Below are 15,923 nucleotides of genomic sequence, written 5' to 3'. Positions count from 1 at the left end.
ATTTTTAATCTTCGTTCCTAACTATATAATAATATCATAATTTTAAAATATAATTTACAATTCAAATTTATTTTTTTACATTTATTTATCGTCCAACCAAAAGAAAAGGTGAGATATTTTTATCTCACCTTCTATTATTACCAACTTTATTACTTTACAAGCTTAGCTGCAGCTTCATCAATTATAACAACTACATCTCTATGCATTTGTAACATAGTTGCAGGATTTGAAGTTGTAATCTTACCACTTAATACACCTTTAATCGCTTCTGCCTTACTTTCACCGCTAGCAACTAAAAGAATCTTTTTAGCTTTCATTATTTGTCCAAGTCCCATAGTTATAGCTGTCTTTGGAACTTCATCAATAGAATCAAAGAATCTTGCATTTGCTTCTATTGTACTTTGAGTTAATCCAGTTAAATGAGTTCCTGCAACCAAATCTTGATCTGGTTCATTAAATGCTATATGTCCATTGTTACCAATACCTAATAATTGAATATCAGTTCCACCTAACTCATCTATTTTTTTATCATAGTTTCTTCCTTCTTCAGCTATATCCTCAGCTAGTCCATTAGGTACAAAAGTTCTACTCTTATCTATATTTATATGATTGAATAAGTTATCATTCATGAAATATCTATAACTTTGTGGATGATCTCCAGCAAGTCCTACATATTCATCTAAGTTTACAGTTGTTACATTAGAAAAATCAATTTTTCCATCTTTGTTCATCTTTATTAACTCTTTGTACATTCCTACTGGAGTTCCACCTGTAGCTAATCCTAAAACAGCATTTGGTTTAACTTCTACTACCTTTGCCATTTCTTCCGCTGCTAATCTGCTCATTTCATCATAATCTTTAGCTATTATTACTTTCACTTTAATTTCCCCTCTCGTCTTAAAATATTTACTTCTAAAATATATTTATCTGATCTATAGGTAGCCTCTTCTACAAAAAGTACCTTTCCATCGCTATTTATAGTTTTACCAATTATCTGAAGTAATGGTACTTGCTCATCCACTCCAAAAATCTTTTTATTAGTTTCATCCATTATAACTGCTTTTATAGATGATTCCGAATATTCCACAGAGTATCCAAACTCCTCTAATATCTTATATAAAGATCCTTTTAACTTCTCTTCATTTATAAATCCACAATAGTCTGAAGGTATATATACAACCTCATTGGCTATACATTCACCGTCAACTATTCTATTTCTATTTATCTTATAAACTTCCTCAAAAGAAAAAGTATCTGTCAAATCTTCTGGAGTAGGTATTTTATTAAATTCAATAACCTTAGTTTCTAGAGTCCTACCAGTTCTTTTAATTATTTCAGAGAAACTCATCATATCTTTCTGCTTGACTTTCGGCTCACAAACAAAAGTGCCCTTTCCTTTTTCTCTTACTAATATACCTTCTTGAACTAGTTCTCCTAAAGCTTGCCTAATTGTCATTCTACTAACACCATAGTTTTCAGAAAGTTCCCTTTCGCTATCTATACATTGACCAACCTTCCAAACACCTTCTCTTATCTTCTTTAGAATGTCTTCTTTCAATTGATAATATACAGGAATAGGACTGCTTTTATCTATCATACTTAACTTCCTCCTCAATAATTATATCAAACCAAAATTAACTTGTCTAGACCACTATACATTAAGAATTAGCATAGAAATCTATCATCTTACAAATACTAATTATAAACAATTTAAGGAGATGATTCTATGCTTACTGAAAATACATTAAATAATATAAATATTACCGGAAAAAATATTTTAAAAGATAACTCTAAAATTAATATTACTGACATTTTTTCATCACAGCAATCTAATGATGAAATAAATAATCATATATTAAATTCTAATTTAAGTAATGAAAATATAATAAAATAAATAACAAAACATATAATCTTTTCATATTATATATTACATAAGAGTTATTGTTGAAAATTTCTATATTTAGTTATAAACTAAAATTAATATTAATAACCATTAATTTTTATTAGGAGGATTATATAATGATTAAAGTATATACTACAGATTCTTGCCCTTGGTGCGTAAAGGCTAAGAATTATTTAAAATCAAAAAATATAGCTTTTGAAGAACTTAACGTAGCTGAAGATATGGATGCTAGACAAGAAATGGTTCAAAAATCCAGACAAATGGGAGTACCTGTTTTAGACATAAATGGAACTGTTGTAATTGGTTTTGATAAACCAGCTATAGATACAGCTTTAACTAAATAAACTAATAAAAAAACACCCATTATGATACGCTCCTGTAAATATACAGGTAACAATTCATTCTAGGTGTTTTTTATAGTATTTTTAAATATCCATTATTAAAATATACCTTTATAAATATCTTTTAATACTATCCTATAGGCTACTTATTGATAGCCGTATCTATTGCACTCTTATCAAATCCAACAATTATTTCTCCATTAATATCTAATACTGGTACAGTTCTTTGACCTGAAACCTTAAATACCTCTTCTCTATCTTCATGAGCATCTGCAACATTTATCTCACTAAATGCTAATCCTTTTAAACCTAGATACTTTTTAGCTTTTACGCAAGCTGGACACCATGATGTTGAATATATTTTTATCATTTTTATTCACTCCTATTTGATATTATAAATTTTTCAGCCTCTAGTGCTGCAATAGTACCATCAGCTACTGCTGTTGTTATTTGTCTATATAACTTTTCTCTAACATCCCCTGCTGCATATACACCAGGTATATTAGTGTTCATATTTTCATCTGTAATAATATAACCATTCTTAGTTAGGTTAATGTATTTACCGAACATATCTGTTTTAGGCTCAGTTCCAATATAGCCAAATACACCATCTATATCTATAGATTTTTCCTCTCTAGTAAGTGTATTTTTTATTATAGCCTTTTCTACAAAGTTTGTTCCTTCTACATTTACCAAATCTTCATTGTATAGAATCTCTATTTTTTCATTCTTTTCAACTTGATCTAATAAAGACTTTTCTCCTCTAAAATAATCATATCTTCTAATAAGATATACCTTCTTGGCAAATCTAGTTAAAAAGATAGCTTCTTCTAAGGCAGAATTACCTCCTCCTACTACACCAACAACTTTTCCTTCATACATTGCACCATCACAAACAGCACAATAATGAATTCCTTTGCCTGCAAATTTCCCTTCATTAGGAATAGGTAACTTTCTAGGTGAAGCTCCTGTTGCAATTATTAAACTTTTTGCTTTGTAAATATAGCTTTCAGTTTCTACAAGTTTATATTCACCATCAAGTCTTACATCCTCTACTGGATCAAACTCATCAATTACCGCTCCAAGTTCCTCTGCTTGTTCTTGCATTATATCCGCTAACATGCTTCCTTCTACATTTTTAAATCCAGGATAATTTTCTATAGTATAACTATTTCTAACTTGACCTCCTAAGATAGAATTTTCAAGTATTATCATATTTAACTTAGCTCTTGAAGCATAAATTCCAGCAGTTAAACCTGCAGGTCCTCCACCCAAGATTACTAAATCTATATCTTTTATATCTTTATTCATGCAATCACTCCTTTACCCTATGGGGGTATATATTTATTATATCACAATCTATGAAATATTCAATAATAATTATTAATTAACATTATATAAAAATAAGCCCATAAGCAAATCCTAATAATATTATGTGCTTGCAGGCTTATTTTATATCCTAACTTTCTTGTAGTTCTTTAAATTTAAGCTTATTATCTTCTACCGAAACTAATACTGTATCTCCTATTTTTATATTTCCTGTTAGTAATTCTTCACTTAATTTGTCTTCTACCTCTTTAGTTATAACTCTTCTTAAAGGTCTAGCTCCATAATTAGTGTCAGATCCTTTGGTAACTAAGAAATCTTTGCATTCGTCACTTAATCTAAGGTAAATTTTATTATTTTTAAGTCTCTCAATAATAGAATTCAACATTAAATCTATGATAGATTTCATATCTTCATCATCTAACTTTTTAAATACAATAGTGTCATCTATTCTATTTAAAAACTCTGGTTTGAATTTCTCTTTCAATTCTCCCATTATATTTTCTTTCATCTTTTCATATTCAGTTTCTTTTCTATCATTTACACTAAATCCCACAGTTTTTTGTTTCTTTATTGTATGAGCCCCCACATTAGATGTCATTATTATTATTGTATTCTTAAAGTTAACCAACTTTCCTTTACCATCAGTAAGTCTTCCATCTTCCATAATTTGAAGAAGCACATTAAATACATCTGGATGAGCTTTTTCTATCTCATCTAAAAGCACAACCGAATATGGTCTTCTTCTAACTGCTTCAGTTAGCTGTCCCCCTTCATCATATCCAACATACCCTGGAGGTGACCCTATAAGTCTTGATACTGAATGTTTTTCCATATATTCAGACATATCAATTCTAATTATGCTATTTTCATCTGCAAACATAGCTTCTGCTAAGGCTTTACATAGTTCTGTTTTTCCAACCCCTGTTGGTCCTAAGAATATAAAACTACCTATTGGTCTTTTAGTATCTCTTAAACCAACTCTAGCTCTTCTTACTGCTCTTGCTACAGCCCTTACCGCTTCTTCCTGTCCTACAACTCTCTTCTTTAAAATTTCTTCCATTCTAAGTAGTTTATCGCTTTCTTTCTCAGTTAACTTTTCTACTGGGATTTTAGTCCAAGATGATACTACATTAGCTATATTTTCTTCACTTACTGTAAGAGAATTAACTTGGTTATTGGTAGTCCATTCTTTCTTTATTTCACTTAACTCATCTTTAAGTTTCTTTTCATCATCTCTTAATCTTGCAGCTTTTTCAAAGTCTTGTATTCTAATAGATTCTTCCTTTTCCTTTACTACTGTTTCTATTTCCTCTTCAATTTCTTTTAAATTGGGCGGAGCAACTAAACTCTCTATTCTGATTTTAGCCGCAGCTTCATCAATTAAGTCAATAGCTTTATCAGGCATAAATCTATCAGTTATATATCTATCAGCTAAATCTACAGCAGCATGTAAAGCATCATCTGTTATTTTCACTCTATGATGTGATTCATACTTATCCCTTAACCCCTTTAATATTTCAAGAGTTTCTTCCTTTGTAGGTTCACCTACTATAATGGGTTGAAATCTTCTCTCTAAAGCTGTATCCTTTTCAATATGTTTTCTATATTCATCAATGGTGGTAGCACCTATACACTGAATTGCTCCTCTAGATAAGGCAGGTTTTAATATATTTGATGCATCTATTGCACCTTCTGCCCCTCCAGCACCGATTATAGTATGAATTTCATCAATAAATATGATGATATCTGGATTATTTTTTATTTCTTCCATAACTTTTTTTAATCTATCTTCAAATTCACCTCTATATTTAGCACCTGCAACCATAGCACTTAAGTCTAAACTAATAATTCTTTTATTCCTAAGAATTTCTGGAATATTACCATTAACAATTCTTTGGGCTAATCCTTCAACTACAGCTGTTTTACCTACTCCAGGTTCACCAATAAGACATGGATTATTTTTTATCCTTCTACATAGTATTTCTAGAACTCTTTGATTTTCTTGCTCTCTTCCTATAACAGGATCAAGATTATCATCCTTTGCCATTTCAGTTAAATCATGACCATATTGATCTAACATTGGAGTATCTTTCTTTTTACTACTCTCATTTTCATCATCATTCAATTCTTCATCTTCTTTTCCTGACAAAAACAGAATCAGATCGCTTTTTATCTCTTTAAAATTTAGTCTTAATTGGCATAATATGGTATACGCCACTCCTTCTTCCTCATTTATCAATGCCAATAGAAGATGTTCTGGGCTAACATATTTATGATTTAATTTCCTTGCTTCTATAATACTTTCATCAAATAATCTTTTAGTCCTTGGAGTTAGTAATAACTCGCCTTTTGGCATAAGTGAGTCTCCATAACCTAAGTATTCCTCTAGCATATTCCTTATTTCTTCTATTTCTACACCATACTTTTCTAACAACTCACTAGAGTATCCCTTTTCAGCCATAATTCCTATCAATATGTGTTCAGTTCCTATATACCCATGCTTAAATTTTTGAGACTCTTTTTGTGCTCCCATTATTACTAATTGAGCTCTTTCTGTAAATTTCCCATATGACATTTACAACACCTCCTACCATAATTACTTTAATAATTCTTTTATCAATACAGCTCTTTCAGCTTTTTTCTCTTTATTAGTCAATGATTTACCTAATTTATTTTGTATAGCCTCATCACTTGTATAAACTAGAAGCTTGTTCAAGATATCTTTATTTAAGTCTAGGACATACGTCTCTACTCCTAACCTTAAATATGATAATAATTCTACTAGTTCTTTATAAGACATTAACTTAGCATTTTTTAATATTCCATAGGATCTAAATATCTTATCCTCTAATTCATCTTTACATTTATTAATTACTATATCCCTAAACTTAATCTCTTCTTGTATAATATTTTCAACTACTCCCTCCAGATTATTAATTATCTCATCTTCAGTTATGCCTAAAGATATTCTATTTGAAACCTCATATATATTACCATCTGAATATACTGGATTTATAGTCATTCCTACCTGACTTAACCCCTTTGAAATATTAGTAATTTCTTCACTCATTGACAATGCAGGTAAGTGTAGTATTACTGATGCTTTCATCCCAGTACCAACTTTACTAGGAGTAGCTGTTAAATACCCAAAATCTTCGTGAAAAGAATATGTTATATATTCTTCTATTAAATCATCAATCTTATTAGCAACTTCATATACTTCTTTTAAATTCATTCCTTCCGTAGTACATTGTATATTTAAATGATCTACCTCATTAATCATTATGCTAATTGTTTCTTCTTTATTAATAATTAAGGCTGCTCTATCTTTTCTCTTAACTAATTCCTTAGTTACTAAAAGTTTTGCCTCATATGACTTTATATAATCAATATGATTATCCCAAAACTTTATTATTTTTAACTCTTCATCATCTAGTTTGCTAAATATAACATTAGATAATTTATCTACATTCTTTTTAGCATCCTCCACCTCTAGTTTATCTGTAAATAAAATTCCTTCTAAATTTCTAGCTAAGGAAAGTTTACTACACAATATTAAATCATCATTTTGGGCCTTACTATAAATCCAATTTCTCATCTTTGCCCACCTCTGTCCTACTATTTTCTATATCTTTTATCTTATCTCTTAAGACTGCAGCTCTCTCATACTCTTCTTCTAAAATAGCTTTTTGTAGTTCCTTTTTTAAATTAACATACTTCTTTTTCTCAACAAGCTTAACACCTGAACGTTTTGGAACCTTTCCTATGTGCTCTAAATCCCCTTGTATTCTTTTAAACATAGGTCTTAAATAACTAGAAAAACTTTGATAACATTCATCGCAACCTAATTGTCCACTAGCTTTAAATTGAGAATACGTCAATCCACACTTTTTACATATAACTTCTATTTTATTTGGTTTATTTTTATCAATGGATTCAAAAAAACCACCTAAAATATTGGGAATAGAAATTTCATCTATGCTTCCTAATGAACCAACTAAAGAAATATCAGAAATTTCTTTAGCACAACTTTCGCAAAGTCTTACTTCAGACTTCTCTCCATTGATTAATTTTATTAAATGTATTGTTGCCACTCTCTTATTACACTTCTCACACAACATAAATACCACCCCTATGATAATATGACCATAACCATCCCTTTAAGAATATCTGCTCTAGATTTATTCTTCTCTTCTATAGAAATTAAAGATCTATCATTAATAGCAATCTTCATAATTTCTTTTTCTCTTTCTGTAATTATATCTAATTCATATAAATTTTCTATTATTGATAATGCATTATGGTATGTAATTGATGAACCTATAGCATCATATATTAATCTACTTCTTTGTTCTGTTCCATCATAAGTTAATTGTTTTATTATAATATGACCACCGCCACCTCTTCTACTTTCTATAACATAACCTTTATCAGAGGTAAATCGTGTAGTTAATACATAGTTAATTTGTGATGGTGCACATCTAAATTGATCAGCCAATTCATTTCTTTGTATTTGAACTTGATCGCCACCATTCTCATTTAGCATTTCTTTAATAAAGCTTTCAATTATATCTGAAAGTCTTGCCATAATATCACCTTCTTAAACGTTGTTTTTGACTTACTTTGACCTATATTTTAATAATAATATTAATTCATATTATTATCAAGCCATAATATTACTTCTTAGTTTAGTTTTTATAAAATTCCACATAATATACTTATAAATATTTAGGAGGTTTTTGTATGATTATAAGATGGCTAGGAGAATCTTGTTTCTTAATTCAAGTCTCAAATGGTAGAAGGGTTCTATTAGATCCTTTAAATCTTACAATAAATAAAATATCTAGCCTAAACCCAAGTATAATTACATTAAGTCATAATTATCTTAATATAGATAAAAGTTCTATACCAATATTAAAAAATTGCAATACAGTCAATACTTTGGGTGTATATAAATTTTACGATATTTTAGTTACTGGATACCAAGGATATCATGATAATCTATATGGGATAAAAAGAGGTGAAAATATTATTTACTCTACAGAAATTGAAGGAATTAAACTATGTCATCTAGGTCATATTGGCCATAATCTTTCAATTGACCTTATATCCACTTTATCAGACATAGACATATTATTTATACCTATAGGTGGACACTTTACAATTAATAGTCCTCAAGCTTTAGACATAATAGATATAATTAAACCAAAGTATATTATTCCAATGTATTATAGAAACTCCAATTGTACAAAGTTCTTAGATAGTCCTAAAGATTTTTTTATTAATTCTAAAAAAATAACTATAATAGATAAAGACTGTATTGATACTAATACATTAGATAGCTCCTCATCATTAAATACATTAATAATCAAAGATAGCTCTAATTACATAAATACTATATAAGAAAAAAGATCGTCATAAAATGACGATCTTTTAAGTATAAATTATTCTGCGTTTGGTGCTCCTACTGGACAAACATTTGCGCAGTTTCCGCAATCGATACAAGTATCTGCATCTATAACGAATTGAGTATCTCCTTGGCTTATAGCCTCAACTGGACATTCTGCAGCGCAAGCTCCGCAGTTTACACATGAATCATTAATAACGTATGCCATGAAAAACACCTCCTAATATTTATGGTAATTACACCATATACATTTTAACATGTTTCCATAACATTTAAAAGTAATTTAAATAAAATTAACTTCTATCTAACTTACTACCATATATCCTAGAATTTCAATAGATTCAATAATCTTATCTAATGTAACAAAACTTTCATTATATATTAATTGAATTTCTTTTTTATCCAAAGAAACTTCACATGCTATAACTCCTTCATTACTTGCTATAGCACCTTGAATATTCATAGCATCAGATGATTTATTCATATCATAAATCTTAATAACTGATTTCATATAGAAATCCCCCTATTTTTCATTAATTAAATCTTTAATAAGACTTTTATCTTCTTCTGATTCAATTTCTAACTTAATTTCTTTTTCATCTACAGAATCTTCATAACTACCTGAAATCAAAGCTATATTTTCTATCTTAAATTCTTCTATTACCTCTTCATCGCCTTTTCTTAATTTAACCTTAACAGCTTCTTTAACTGTATTATTACTAACAACTTCGCCCTTGCCATCTTCAGTTTGAACCACAGAACCAACCTTAGGTAATCTCTTTCTAATATCCTCATATGTGCTTTGTTCATAATTTAAACAACACATTAATCTACCACATATTCCTGATATCTTTGTAGGATTTAAAGATAAATTCTGTTCTTTTGCCATCTTTATTGAAACAGAAGTAAAGTCTCCTAAAAACGAAGAACAACACATTGGTCTGCCACAAGGCCCTAAGCCACCTAACATTTTAGCTTCATCTCTTACACCAATTTGTCTAAGTTCAATTCTAGTTTTAAATATTGTTGCTAAATCCTTAACTAATTCTCTAAAGTCTACTCTTCCATCTGCTGTAAAATAGAAAATCACCTTATTATTATCAAATGTATATTCTACATCTATTAGCTTCATTTTTAATCCATGTTCTTCTATTTTAGAAATACATATATTTAGAGCTTCTTCTTCTTTATCTTTATTTTCTTTATGCTTAGCTATATCATTTTCGTCAGCTATCCTTAATACACTTTTTAGAGGTGGAATTACATCCTCTTCTTTTATCTCTTTAATCCCTATTACGCATTCGCCAAATTCAACACCTCTTGCTGTTTCAACAACTACATAGTCTCCCTTATTTATATTTAATTCATTAGGTCCAAAATAATATATTTTCCCTGCTTTTTTGAACCTTACTCCTACTACTTTTATCATTATTAACCCTCCGAAAGTCCCATAAGCATTACACTTATGACCATTGAATAATTTCCATTATTCCTTATATTTATTCTTGCTTCTCTAATCTTCTCTAACATTGCACTTAACTTTTTATACGACTTATTACTAGAAAACCTATCAATATATTCTAACTTATCAATGTTCATTATCATTTTTTTATCTTGTAGTTCTTTATATACTATAATATCCCTAATAAGTGATTCTAATATATTTAAAACTTCTTCTTTGCTATCTTTAAAAGAATCAAGTCTTTTTTCATAATTTAAAACTATATTATTACTTCTACTATCAATATCAGTTAACAAATCTATAATACAATTTCTTAATAAATTAAGCTTTTCATCATTTAATATTCTTTCTGCTCTTCCTGGAATTCCCTCACCATATGCTATAGCAGATAAAACCTTATTTTCATCAAAATTTCCTAACCTACTAATATATCTATTAACCTCATCCTTGCTTAAAGGTGTTAATTTATATATTTGACATCTAGATTTTATAGTATCCAACATTAACTCTATACTATCAGTTAATAATATTATGTATACTCCTTTTGGAGGCTCCTCAATTGTTTTTAGCAAAGCATTTTGTGCTTGAACAGTAAGCTTATTTCCTTCATGTATAATAACAACCTTTTTATCTCCTTCATATGGCCTTTTCATTATCTCTTCAATAATTCCTCTTACATCATCTACTCCAAATGAAGCTTTCTTAGCTCTATAATGAATTATATCTATATAATCTTTATCTATCTCTTTATTTAATATTTTCAAAGCAAATTTCCTAGCTAAAATACTTTTACCTATCCCGTCTGGTCCAACAATAAGGTGAGCATGTGAAAGAGTACCTTTATCTACACGTTTGTTAAATCCTTCTATTATGTCATTAAATCCAATAAATTCTTCCACAAAATCACCTCTTTTATAATCTACACTCTTAAAAATTGATCAACATCAATTACGAATAATGTTGCTCCTCCAACTTCAACTTCTATTGGATATTGCATATAAACACCCGCTCCTCCTGTTAATGGAGATGGTGAAGCTACAACCTCTGTTCTCTTTTGACAAACATCCTTTATTAAGCCTATAACTTCATCTACACGTTCTTTCTCTACACCTATCATTAATGTTGTATTTCCTGACTTTAAGAACCCACCTGTTGTCGCAAGTTTTGTTACTCCAAACTTTTTCTCTGTAAGTGTATCAATTAAATCTAAAGCATCATCATCTTGTACAATAGCAATGACCATTTTCATAATACATCCCTCCTAAACTTCAATTCCCTATATATTTATATTTTATCATAAACTCAATTCTATTTTACATAAAAACAATTTTTTACCCTATATGTTTTAATATTATTTCTTTAACATCCTCAAATACTTCTTCAATTGATTTAGATGCATCAATTTTTATCATTTTATCGTTTATTTTTAATACTTCATGATATCCTTCTCTAACTTTATTATGAAATTCTACTCTCTCTTTATCTAATCTATTTACTTCCCTACTAGAGTTCTTTTTTATTCTATCCAATCCTGTAGAAGGTTCTATATCAAACAGTATAGATAAGTCTGGCATATATTCACCTATAGCAAAGGAATTTATTTTATATATTTCTTCTATTCCATATCCTCTTGCATATCCTTGGTAGGCTAGTGAAGAATCTATAAACCTATCACATAAAACTATCTTTCCTTCTATTAACGCTGGTATTACTTTCTCCACTAAATGTTGTCTTCTTGCAGCAGCAAAAAGTAAAGCTTCTGTCTTACCATCCATTTCTTCATTTTCTGAGCTTAATATTATCTCTCTTATCTGCTCAGAAATTTTAATGCCTCCTGGTTCCCTAGTTTTTACTACATTCTTATTCTCTTCAAGTAGCCAATTATATATTTTTTCTAATATTGTACTTTTACCAGATCCTTCTCCACCTTCAAATACAATAAATAATCCTTTTTTCATTATTAATAACCTCTTTCGTTATCGATATTAGTAATGTTATTATATCATCTCTTACAATAAATTCAAAAGTATTATAATCCAATATTATCCTCTTAAGCTATTATATATTCATCTTACTTTCATAATATTTTTTCTATATTGAGATAAAACTAATATAAATAATATATAATTAGGAGGTTTTATTATGAAACAAGAAATCATATCATTTCTAACTAAAAACTTCAATGATGTAAAGAATATATGTGAGTATTTATATAAAAATCCTGAAGAAAGCTATAAAGAAGAAAAATCATCCTCATATATTTGCGAAGTGTTAAAAAAATATAACTTTAATATTCAAAAGAACTACTTAGATATTCCAAATTCATTCTATGCTAGTAAGGGAAGTGGATATCCTAAGATATGCTTTCTTTGTGAATATGATGCTATTAAAGAGAAAGGACATATAACAGGACACAATGCATTAGCTGCAATATCTATTGGTGCATCTATTTCCGTAGGGGAAATAATAAAGCAAACTAATGGTACAATCATTATTATAGGATGCCCTGGAGAATATTTAGGCGGAACTAAACTTACTCTAGTAAAGCAAGGAGTTTTTGATGATATAGATGTAGTTATGGAATGTCATCCTTATAATACCACTGCTGAAAGTGGTACTTCATCAGCAATTATTCCTCTTAACATAAAATTTATTGGAAATAGCGGATTAAGCTTTCTAAGTAAAGATGAATATACTTCACTAGATTGTATATTGTTAACCTTTAATATTCTTAACTTCTTACTTAAGGGTTTTCCTAAGGATGTGGAAGTTAATTACATACTATCAAAGGGCGGATATACTCCTTTGCTAACTCCTTTGGAATCTGAAGCTAAATTCTATATTCGTGCAAAGGAATTTGAAATGGCTGAACTTGCAGAAAACAAACTACGTGAAATAGTAAGATATGTTTCTAACTTAACCCATATACCAAATAAGATTTCATTATATGAATCATATAACGAAGAACTTGTAACAAACAAAACTCTTTCAAGAATATTTACTCACAATTTAAAAGAAAATGGGATTATAAATATAGGTTCACCTATTGATGTTTATGCAGGACTCAGCATTGGGGCTGTTAGTAAAAAGGTACCTACAATTCACCCTTATATATCTATAAAAGATGATGAAAATATTAAGTATGGGTCAACTGATTTTGCCGATTGCACAATATCTGAATATGGTTTTGAACAGATACATAAGGCATGTGCTTCATTAGCATGTACAGCATTAGATTTAATTGAACGTGAAGATCTTCTTCAGGAAATAAAACAAGAATTCTATAATGGAGTAGGAGCTAAATAATTATTTTTTAGCGTCCTCTCACACCACCATACGTACCGTTGGGCCACTAGAAATTAATGTTTCATTTGATATGTTTGTGTAAGACTAACAAATCCTATTGATTCTAGATATTTATATAAAGTAATTTACTTAGAATTAGGCTACCGGATATTTTCCAGTGGCCTTTTATTATATTTGCATATTCCAATTAGTGTACGGCCATGCTAGGCGCACATAAAAATAGAGCAAGACTTTGTCTTGCTCTATTTTAAACTGCCTTTTTATATTTTGTTATTCTTCTTATAAAATCTTCACTTGGCTCAAAATTAAATATACCTACTTTATTCTCTTTCTTATATACGCAATAAACTTTATCATTTCCAAACAATTCACAAGTATACTTTCCTGTGCATTTTAATCTATATTTCTTTGGTATGTCCTTCTTCTTACCTAGATAAAGAATATCTGATAGTTTAATGCTTTCTAAATTAGTTTCATTTCCATAATATATTTTATTAATAATTAGCTTGTCCGCTATTAATGAATACTTATAAGCAATCTTACAACTAAGATACTCTAATATTATAAAAATAATTGTAAATAATAATAATATAAATTCACATACTTTTAAAACAAATGAGTTCTCAATTCTTAATGCTTGTATTCCTTCTACAATGTATAACACACAAGTAATTAATAACAGTATTAAAGCGATAACATGTGTTTTTTTTCGCTCAACTACTTCTTTATGCATCATAATACTTTCCCCCAGATAATAGTAATTCTAAGACGATAATTGTGATTATACATAGCTTTATTAAATTAATCCATATCCAAATTATTTAATAATCTATATTAATCTTCCATATTTCCTTCTTTATCGGATTTATTAACTAATATCATAGTAAATGTCTATTTTACTGTACTTTATTACTCTTTTTAAAATAATAACCTTTTTATCCTTTTACTTTAATTATTATTTATAAAATAGTATAATAAACGTGTATAAAATAGGAGGTCTTTAATATGATTCAGATATATAAAAGTTCCAGCGAAAATAATTCTTCTCTTACTCTGCTAGATAATATTGAAACTGGATGTTGGATAAATGTGGTTGCACCTTCTGACGAAGAACTACTTCTTATATCTAAGAAAACTGGCGTACCTATACAATTCTTAAAGGCGCCATTAGATGATGAAGAAACTTCAAGAATTGATATAGAAGATGGTAATATGATAGTTATAGTAGATATTCCCTTTACAGAAATGGAAGATAACTCACTAACGTATGATACATATCCTCTAGCTATTATACATACAGAAAGTTTTCTTATAACAGTGTGTTTGAAGAATAGTAAAGTTCTTACTGATTTTATAAACGGTAAAATAAAATCATTCTTTACTTTTAAAAAGTCAAGATTTATATTACAGATATTAAATAGAATATCTACATATTATCTTTTATATCTAAGACAAATAGATAAAAAAAGTTTAATGATTGAAAAGAGACTTCATAAATCTATGAAGAATAGGGAGCTTATACAATTACATTCTCTAGAAAAATCACTGGTTTACTTCTCTACATCCTTAAAAGCTAATGAAATAACTTTAGAAAAGCTGCTTAAAGTTGAAGTAATGCAAAAGTATTCTGAAGACAAAGATGTATTAGAGGATGTTATAATTGAAAATAAACAGGCTATAGAAATGACAGAAATATATAGTAACATATTAGCAAGTACTATGGACTTCTTTGCTTCGGTTATTTCTAATAACCTTAATATAGTAATGAAAGTTTTGGCCTCTGTTACTATATTGATGGCCATACCAACCATAATGTCTGGTATATATGGTATGAATGTCGACTTACCTTTTCAACATGAACCATACGCATTCTTGTTAGTTATGGGGATAACATTTAGCATTTGTGGATTAGTAGCATTTATATTATATAAAAAAGATATGTTCAGTTAACACATTTATACTTAAAGCATAAAATATAATAAAAACAAAAGAGAGCATTACTGCTCTCTTTTTTTGGAGGTTTTTATGTTAAAAGGTAAAAAGCTTACTTCAGCATCTACAATTGGAATTATTGCTCCTGCTTCACCTGAAAATAAAGATAAAATTGATAAGAAACTCTGTGAATTTAAAGAATTAGGCTTCAAGATAAAACTAGCTCCTCACCTATATAATAAG

Annotated in this window: 20 protein-coding genes; 5 read left to right on the top strand and 15 right to left on the bottom strand. The window is 28.9% G+C overall.

The genetic code is table 11. The annotated features are described in order from the left end of the window. Positions 1-149: 149 nt before the first annotated feature. Together nagB and DR024_RS05070 are read right to left on the bottom strand one after the other, a co-directional pair. Positions 150-878 (bottom strand): glucosamine-6-phosphate deaminase, encoded by a 729-nt coding sequence (gene nagB / locus DR024_RS05075; RefSeq protein WP_027099133.1) that lies wholly within the window; start codon positions 876-878, stop codon positions 150-152. Further along, positions 875-1,597: a GntR family transcriptional regulator gene (locus tag DR024_RS05070; RefSeq protein ID WP_027099134.1), complete on the bottom strand. Its 723-nt coding sequence runs from the start codon at positions 1,595-1,597 to the stop codon at positions 875-877. Before DR024_RS05070 ends, nagB begins: the two co-directional genes overlap by 4 nt. A gap of 129 nt (positions 1,598-1,726) precedes the next feature. Between DR024_RS05070 and DR024_RS17645 the strand changes: the two genes are divergently transcribed. Together DR024_RS17645 and DR024_RS05065 are read left to right on the top strand one after the other, a co-directional pair. Then, positions 1,727-1,894, top strand: a complete 168-nt coding sequence (locus tag DR024_RS17645; protein WP_172458922.1) for a hypothetical protein — start codon at positions 1,727-1,729, stop codon at positions 1,892-1,894. A gap of 125 nt (positions 1,895-2,019) precedes the next feature. Next, on the top strand, positions 2,020-2,247 hold the full coding sequence (locus DR024_RS05065; protein WP_027099135.1) for a glutaredoxin family protein: 228 nt from the start codon (positions 2,020-2,022) through the stop codon (positions 2,245-2,247). Positions 2,248-2,386: 139 nt separating this feature from the next. On the opposite strand, the gene DR024_RS05060 is transcribed toward DR024_RS05065, so the two are convergent. From DR024_RS05060 to DR024_RS05035, 6 genes are all read right to left on the bottom strand, one after another. After that, a complete protein-coding gene (locus DR024_RS05060; RefSeq protein ID WP_111918286.1) occupies positions 2,387-2,614 on the bottom strand; it encodes a glutaredoxin domain-containing protein in 228 nt (75 codons plus the stop codon). A gap of 2 nt (positions 2,615-2,616) precedes the next feature. Further along, positions 2,617-3,555 carry a thioredoxin-disulfide reductase gene (gene trxB / locus DR024_RS05055; protein ID WP_027099137.1) on the bottom strand — a complete coding sequence of 313 codons (939 nt, stop codon included), beginning with the start codon at positions 3,553-3,555 and terminating at the stop codon, positions 2,617-2,619. A 148-nt stretch (positions 3,556-3,703) separates the two neighbouring features. Further along, a complete protein-coding gene (locus tag DR024_RS05050; protein WP_027099138.1) occupies positions 3,704-6,148 on the bottom strand; it encodes an ATP-dependent Clp protease ATP-binding subunit in 2,445 nt (814 codons plus the stop codon). A 21-nt stretch (positions 6,149-6,169) separates the two neighbouring features. Next, positions 6,170-7,171, bottom strand: a complete 1,002-nt coding sequence (locus tag DR024_RS05045) for an ATP--guanido phosphotransferase (RefSeq protein WP_111918284.1) — start codon at positions 7,169-7,171, stop codon at positions 6,170-6,172. After that, complete coding sequence (locus DR024_RS05040) at positions 7,152-7,694, bottom strand: UvrB/UvrC motif-containing protein (protein WP_027099140.1); 543 nt, start codon at positions 7,692-7,694, stop codon at positions 7,152-7,154. Before DR024_RS05040 ends, DR024_RS05045 begins: the two co-directional genes overlap by 20 nt. Positions 7,695-7,705: 11 nt before the next feature. After that, positions 7,706-8,161 (bottom strand): CtsR family transcriptional regulator, encoded by a 456-nt coding sequence (locus DR024_RS05035; protein WP_027099141.1) that lies wholly within the window; start codon positions 8,159-8,161, stop codon positions 7,706-7,708. Between the two features lie 155 nt (positions 8,162-8,316). On the opposite strand from DR024_RS05035, the gene DR024_RS05030 reads away from it, so the two are divergent. After that, positions 8,317-8,976, top strand: a complete 660-nt coding sequence (locus DR024_RS05030; RefSeq protein WP_051196025.1) for an MBL fold metallo-hydrolase — start codon at positions 8,317-8,319, stop codon at positions 8,974-8,976. A gap of 41 nt (positions 8,977-9,017) precedes the next feature. On the opposite strand, the gene DR024_RS05025 is transcribed toward DR024_RS05030, so the two are convergent. From DR024_RS05025 to tmk, 6 genes are all read right to left on the bottom strand, one after another. Next, on the bottom strand, positions 9,018-9,188 hold the full coding sequence (locus tag DR024_RS05025; protein ID WP_027099142.1) for a DUF362 domain-containing protein: 171 nt from the start codon (positions 9,186-9,188) through the stop codon (positions 9,018-9,020). A gap of 96 nt (positions 9,189-9,284) precedes the next feature. Continuing rightward, positions 9,285-9,491 (bottom strand): heavy-metal-associated domain-containing protein, encoded by a 207-nt coding sequence (locus tag DR024_RS05020; RefSeq protein WP_027099143.1) that lies wholly within the window; start codon positions 9,489-9,491, stop codon positions 9,285-9,287. A gap of 12 nt (positions 9,492-9,503) precedes the next feature. Next, positions 9,504-10,409 (bottom strand): PSP1 domain-containing protein, encoded by a 906-nt coding sequence (locus DR024_RS05015; protein ID WP_027099144.1) that lies wholly within the window; start codon positions 10,407-10,409, stop codon positions 9,504-9,506. Between the two features lie 2 nt (positions 10,410-10,411). Further along, positions 10,412-11,341 (bottom strand): DNA polymerase III subunit delta', encoded by a 930-nt coding sequence (locus tag DR024_RS05010; protein WP_055185209.1) that lies wholly within the window; start codon positions 11,339-11,341, stop codon positions 10,412-10,414. Positions 11,342-11,361: 20 nt separating this feature from the next. Beyond that, positions 11,362-11,691 carry a cyclic-di-AMP receptor gene (locus tag DR024_RS05005; RefSeq protein ID WP_027099146.1) on the bottom strand — a complete coding sequence of 110 codons (330 nt, stop codon included), beginning with the start codon at positions 11,689-11,691 and terminating at the stop codon, positions 11,362-11,364. An 82-nt stretch (positions 11,692-11,773) separates the two neighbouring features. Next, on the bottom strand, positions 11,774-12,400 hold the full coding sequence (gene tmk / locus DR024_RS05000; RefSeq protein ID WP_027099147.1) for a dTMP kinase: 627 nt from the start codon (positions 12,398-12,400) through the stop codon (positions 11,774-11,776). A 184-nt stretch (positions 12,401-12,584) separates the two neighbouring features. Here tmk and DR024_RS04995 point away from each other — a divergent pair, with 184 nt between their 5' ends. Next, a complete protein-coding gene (locus DR024_RS04995) occupies positions 12,585-13,748 on the top strand; it encodes a zinc-binding metallopeptidase family protein (RefSeq protein ID WP_055185211.1) in 1,164 nt (387 codons plus the stop codon). Between the two features lie 247 nt (positions 13,749-13,995). On the opposite strand, the gene DR024_RS04990 is transcribed toward DR024_RS04995, so the two are convergent. Continuing rightward, complete coding sequence (locus DR024_RS04990; protein ID WP_051196026.1) at positions 13,996-14,484, bottom strand: hypothetical protein; 489 nt, start codon at positions 14,482-14,484, stop codon at positions 13,996-13,998. 269 nt (positions 14,485-14,753) lie between these two features. Between DR024_RS04990 and DR024_RS04985 the strand changes: the two genes are divergently transcribed. Next, entirely contained in the window at positions 14,754-15,698 is a 945-nt protein-coding gene (locus tag DR024_RS04985; protein WP_027099150.1) for a magnesium transporter CorA family protein, read from the top strand. Positions 15,699-15,923: the final 225 nt, after the last annotated feature.

Origin of the sequence: Clostridium paraputrificum (assembly GCF_900447045.1) — a bacterium.
GTDB classification, from domain to species: Bacteria; Bacillota; Clostridia; order Clostridiales; family Clostridiaceae; genus Clostridium; species Clostridium paraputrificum.
This window is presented reverse-complemented; position numbering and strand designations above follow the sequence as displayed.

Coding starts and splice junctions, on each gene's coding strand:
- DR024_RS05020 (WP_027099143.1), bottom strand. CDS start 9,491: ATGAAATCAGTTATTAAGATTTATGATATGAATAAATCATCTGATGCT.
- DR024_RS05065 (WP_027099135.1), top strand. CDS start 2,020: ATGATTAAAGTATATACTACAGATTCTTGCCCTTGGTGCGTAAAGGCT.
- DR024_RS05070 (WP_027099134.1), bottom strand. CDS start 1,597: ATGATAGATAAAAGCAGTCCTATTCCTGTATATTATCAATTGAAAGAA.
- DR024_RS05025 (WP_027099142.1), bottom strand. CDS start 9,188: ATGGCATACGTTATTAATGATTCATGTGTAAACTGCGGAGCTTGCGCT.
- DR024_RS05030 (WP_051196025.1), top strand. CDS start 8,317: ATGATTATAAGATGGCTAGGAGAATCTTGTTTCTTAATTCAAGTCTCA.
- trxB (WP_027099137.1), bottom strand. CDS start 3,555: ATGAATAAAGATATAAAAGATATAGATTTAGTAATCTTGGGTGGAGGA.
- DR024_RS05050 (WP_027099138.1), bottom strand. CDS start 6,148: ATGTCATATGGGAAATTTACAGAAAGAGCTCAATTAGTAATAATGGGA.
- DR024_RS04990 (WP_051196026.1), bottom strand. CDS start 14,484: ATGATGCATAAAGAAGTAGTTGAGCGAAAAAAAACACATGTTATCGCT.
- DR024_RS04985 (WP_027099150.1), top strand. CDS start 14,754: ATGATTCAGATATATAAAAGTTCCAGCGAAAATAATTCTTCTCTTACT.
- DR024_RS05015 (WP_027099144.1), bottom strand. CDS start 10,409: ATGATAAAAGTAGTAGGAGTAAGGTTCAAAAAAGCAGGGAAAATATAT.
- DR024_RS05045 (WP_111918284.1), bottom strand. CDS start 7,171: ATGAGAAATTGGATTTATAGTAAGGCCCAAAATGATGATTTAATATTG.
- tmk (WP_027099147.1), bottom strand. CDS start 12,400: ATGAAAAAAGGATTATTTATTGTATTTGAAGGTGGAGAAGGATCTGGT.
- DR024_RS04995 (WP_055185211.1), top strand. CDS start 12,585: ATGAAACAAGAAATCATATCATTTCTAACTAAAAACTTCAATGATGTA.
- DR024_RS05035 (WP_027099141.1), bottom strand. CDS start 8,161: ATGGCAAGACTTTCAGATATAATTGAAAGCTTTATTAAAGAAATGCTA.
- DR024_RS05060 (WP_111918286.1), bottom strand. CDS start 2,614: ATGATAAAAATATATTCAACATCATGGTGTCCAGCTTGCGTAAAAGCT.
- DR024_RS05005 (WP_027099146.1), bottom strand. CDS start 11,691: ATGAAAATGGTCATTGCTATTGTACAAGATGATGATGCTTTAGATTTA.
- DR024_RS05040 (WP_027099140.1), bottom strand. CDS start 7,694: ATGTTGTGTGAGAAGTGTAATAAGAGAGTGGCAACAATACATTTAATA.
- DR024_RS17645 (WP_172458922.1), top strand. CDS start 1,727: ATGCTTACTGAAAATACATTAAATAATATAAATATTACCGGAAAAAAT.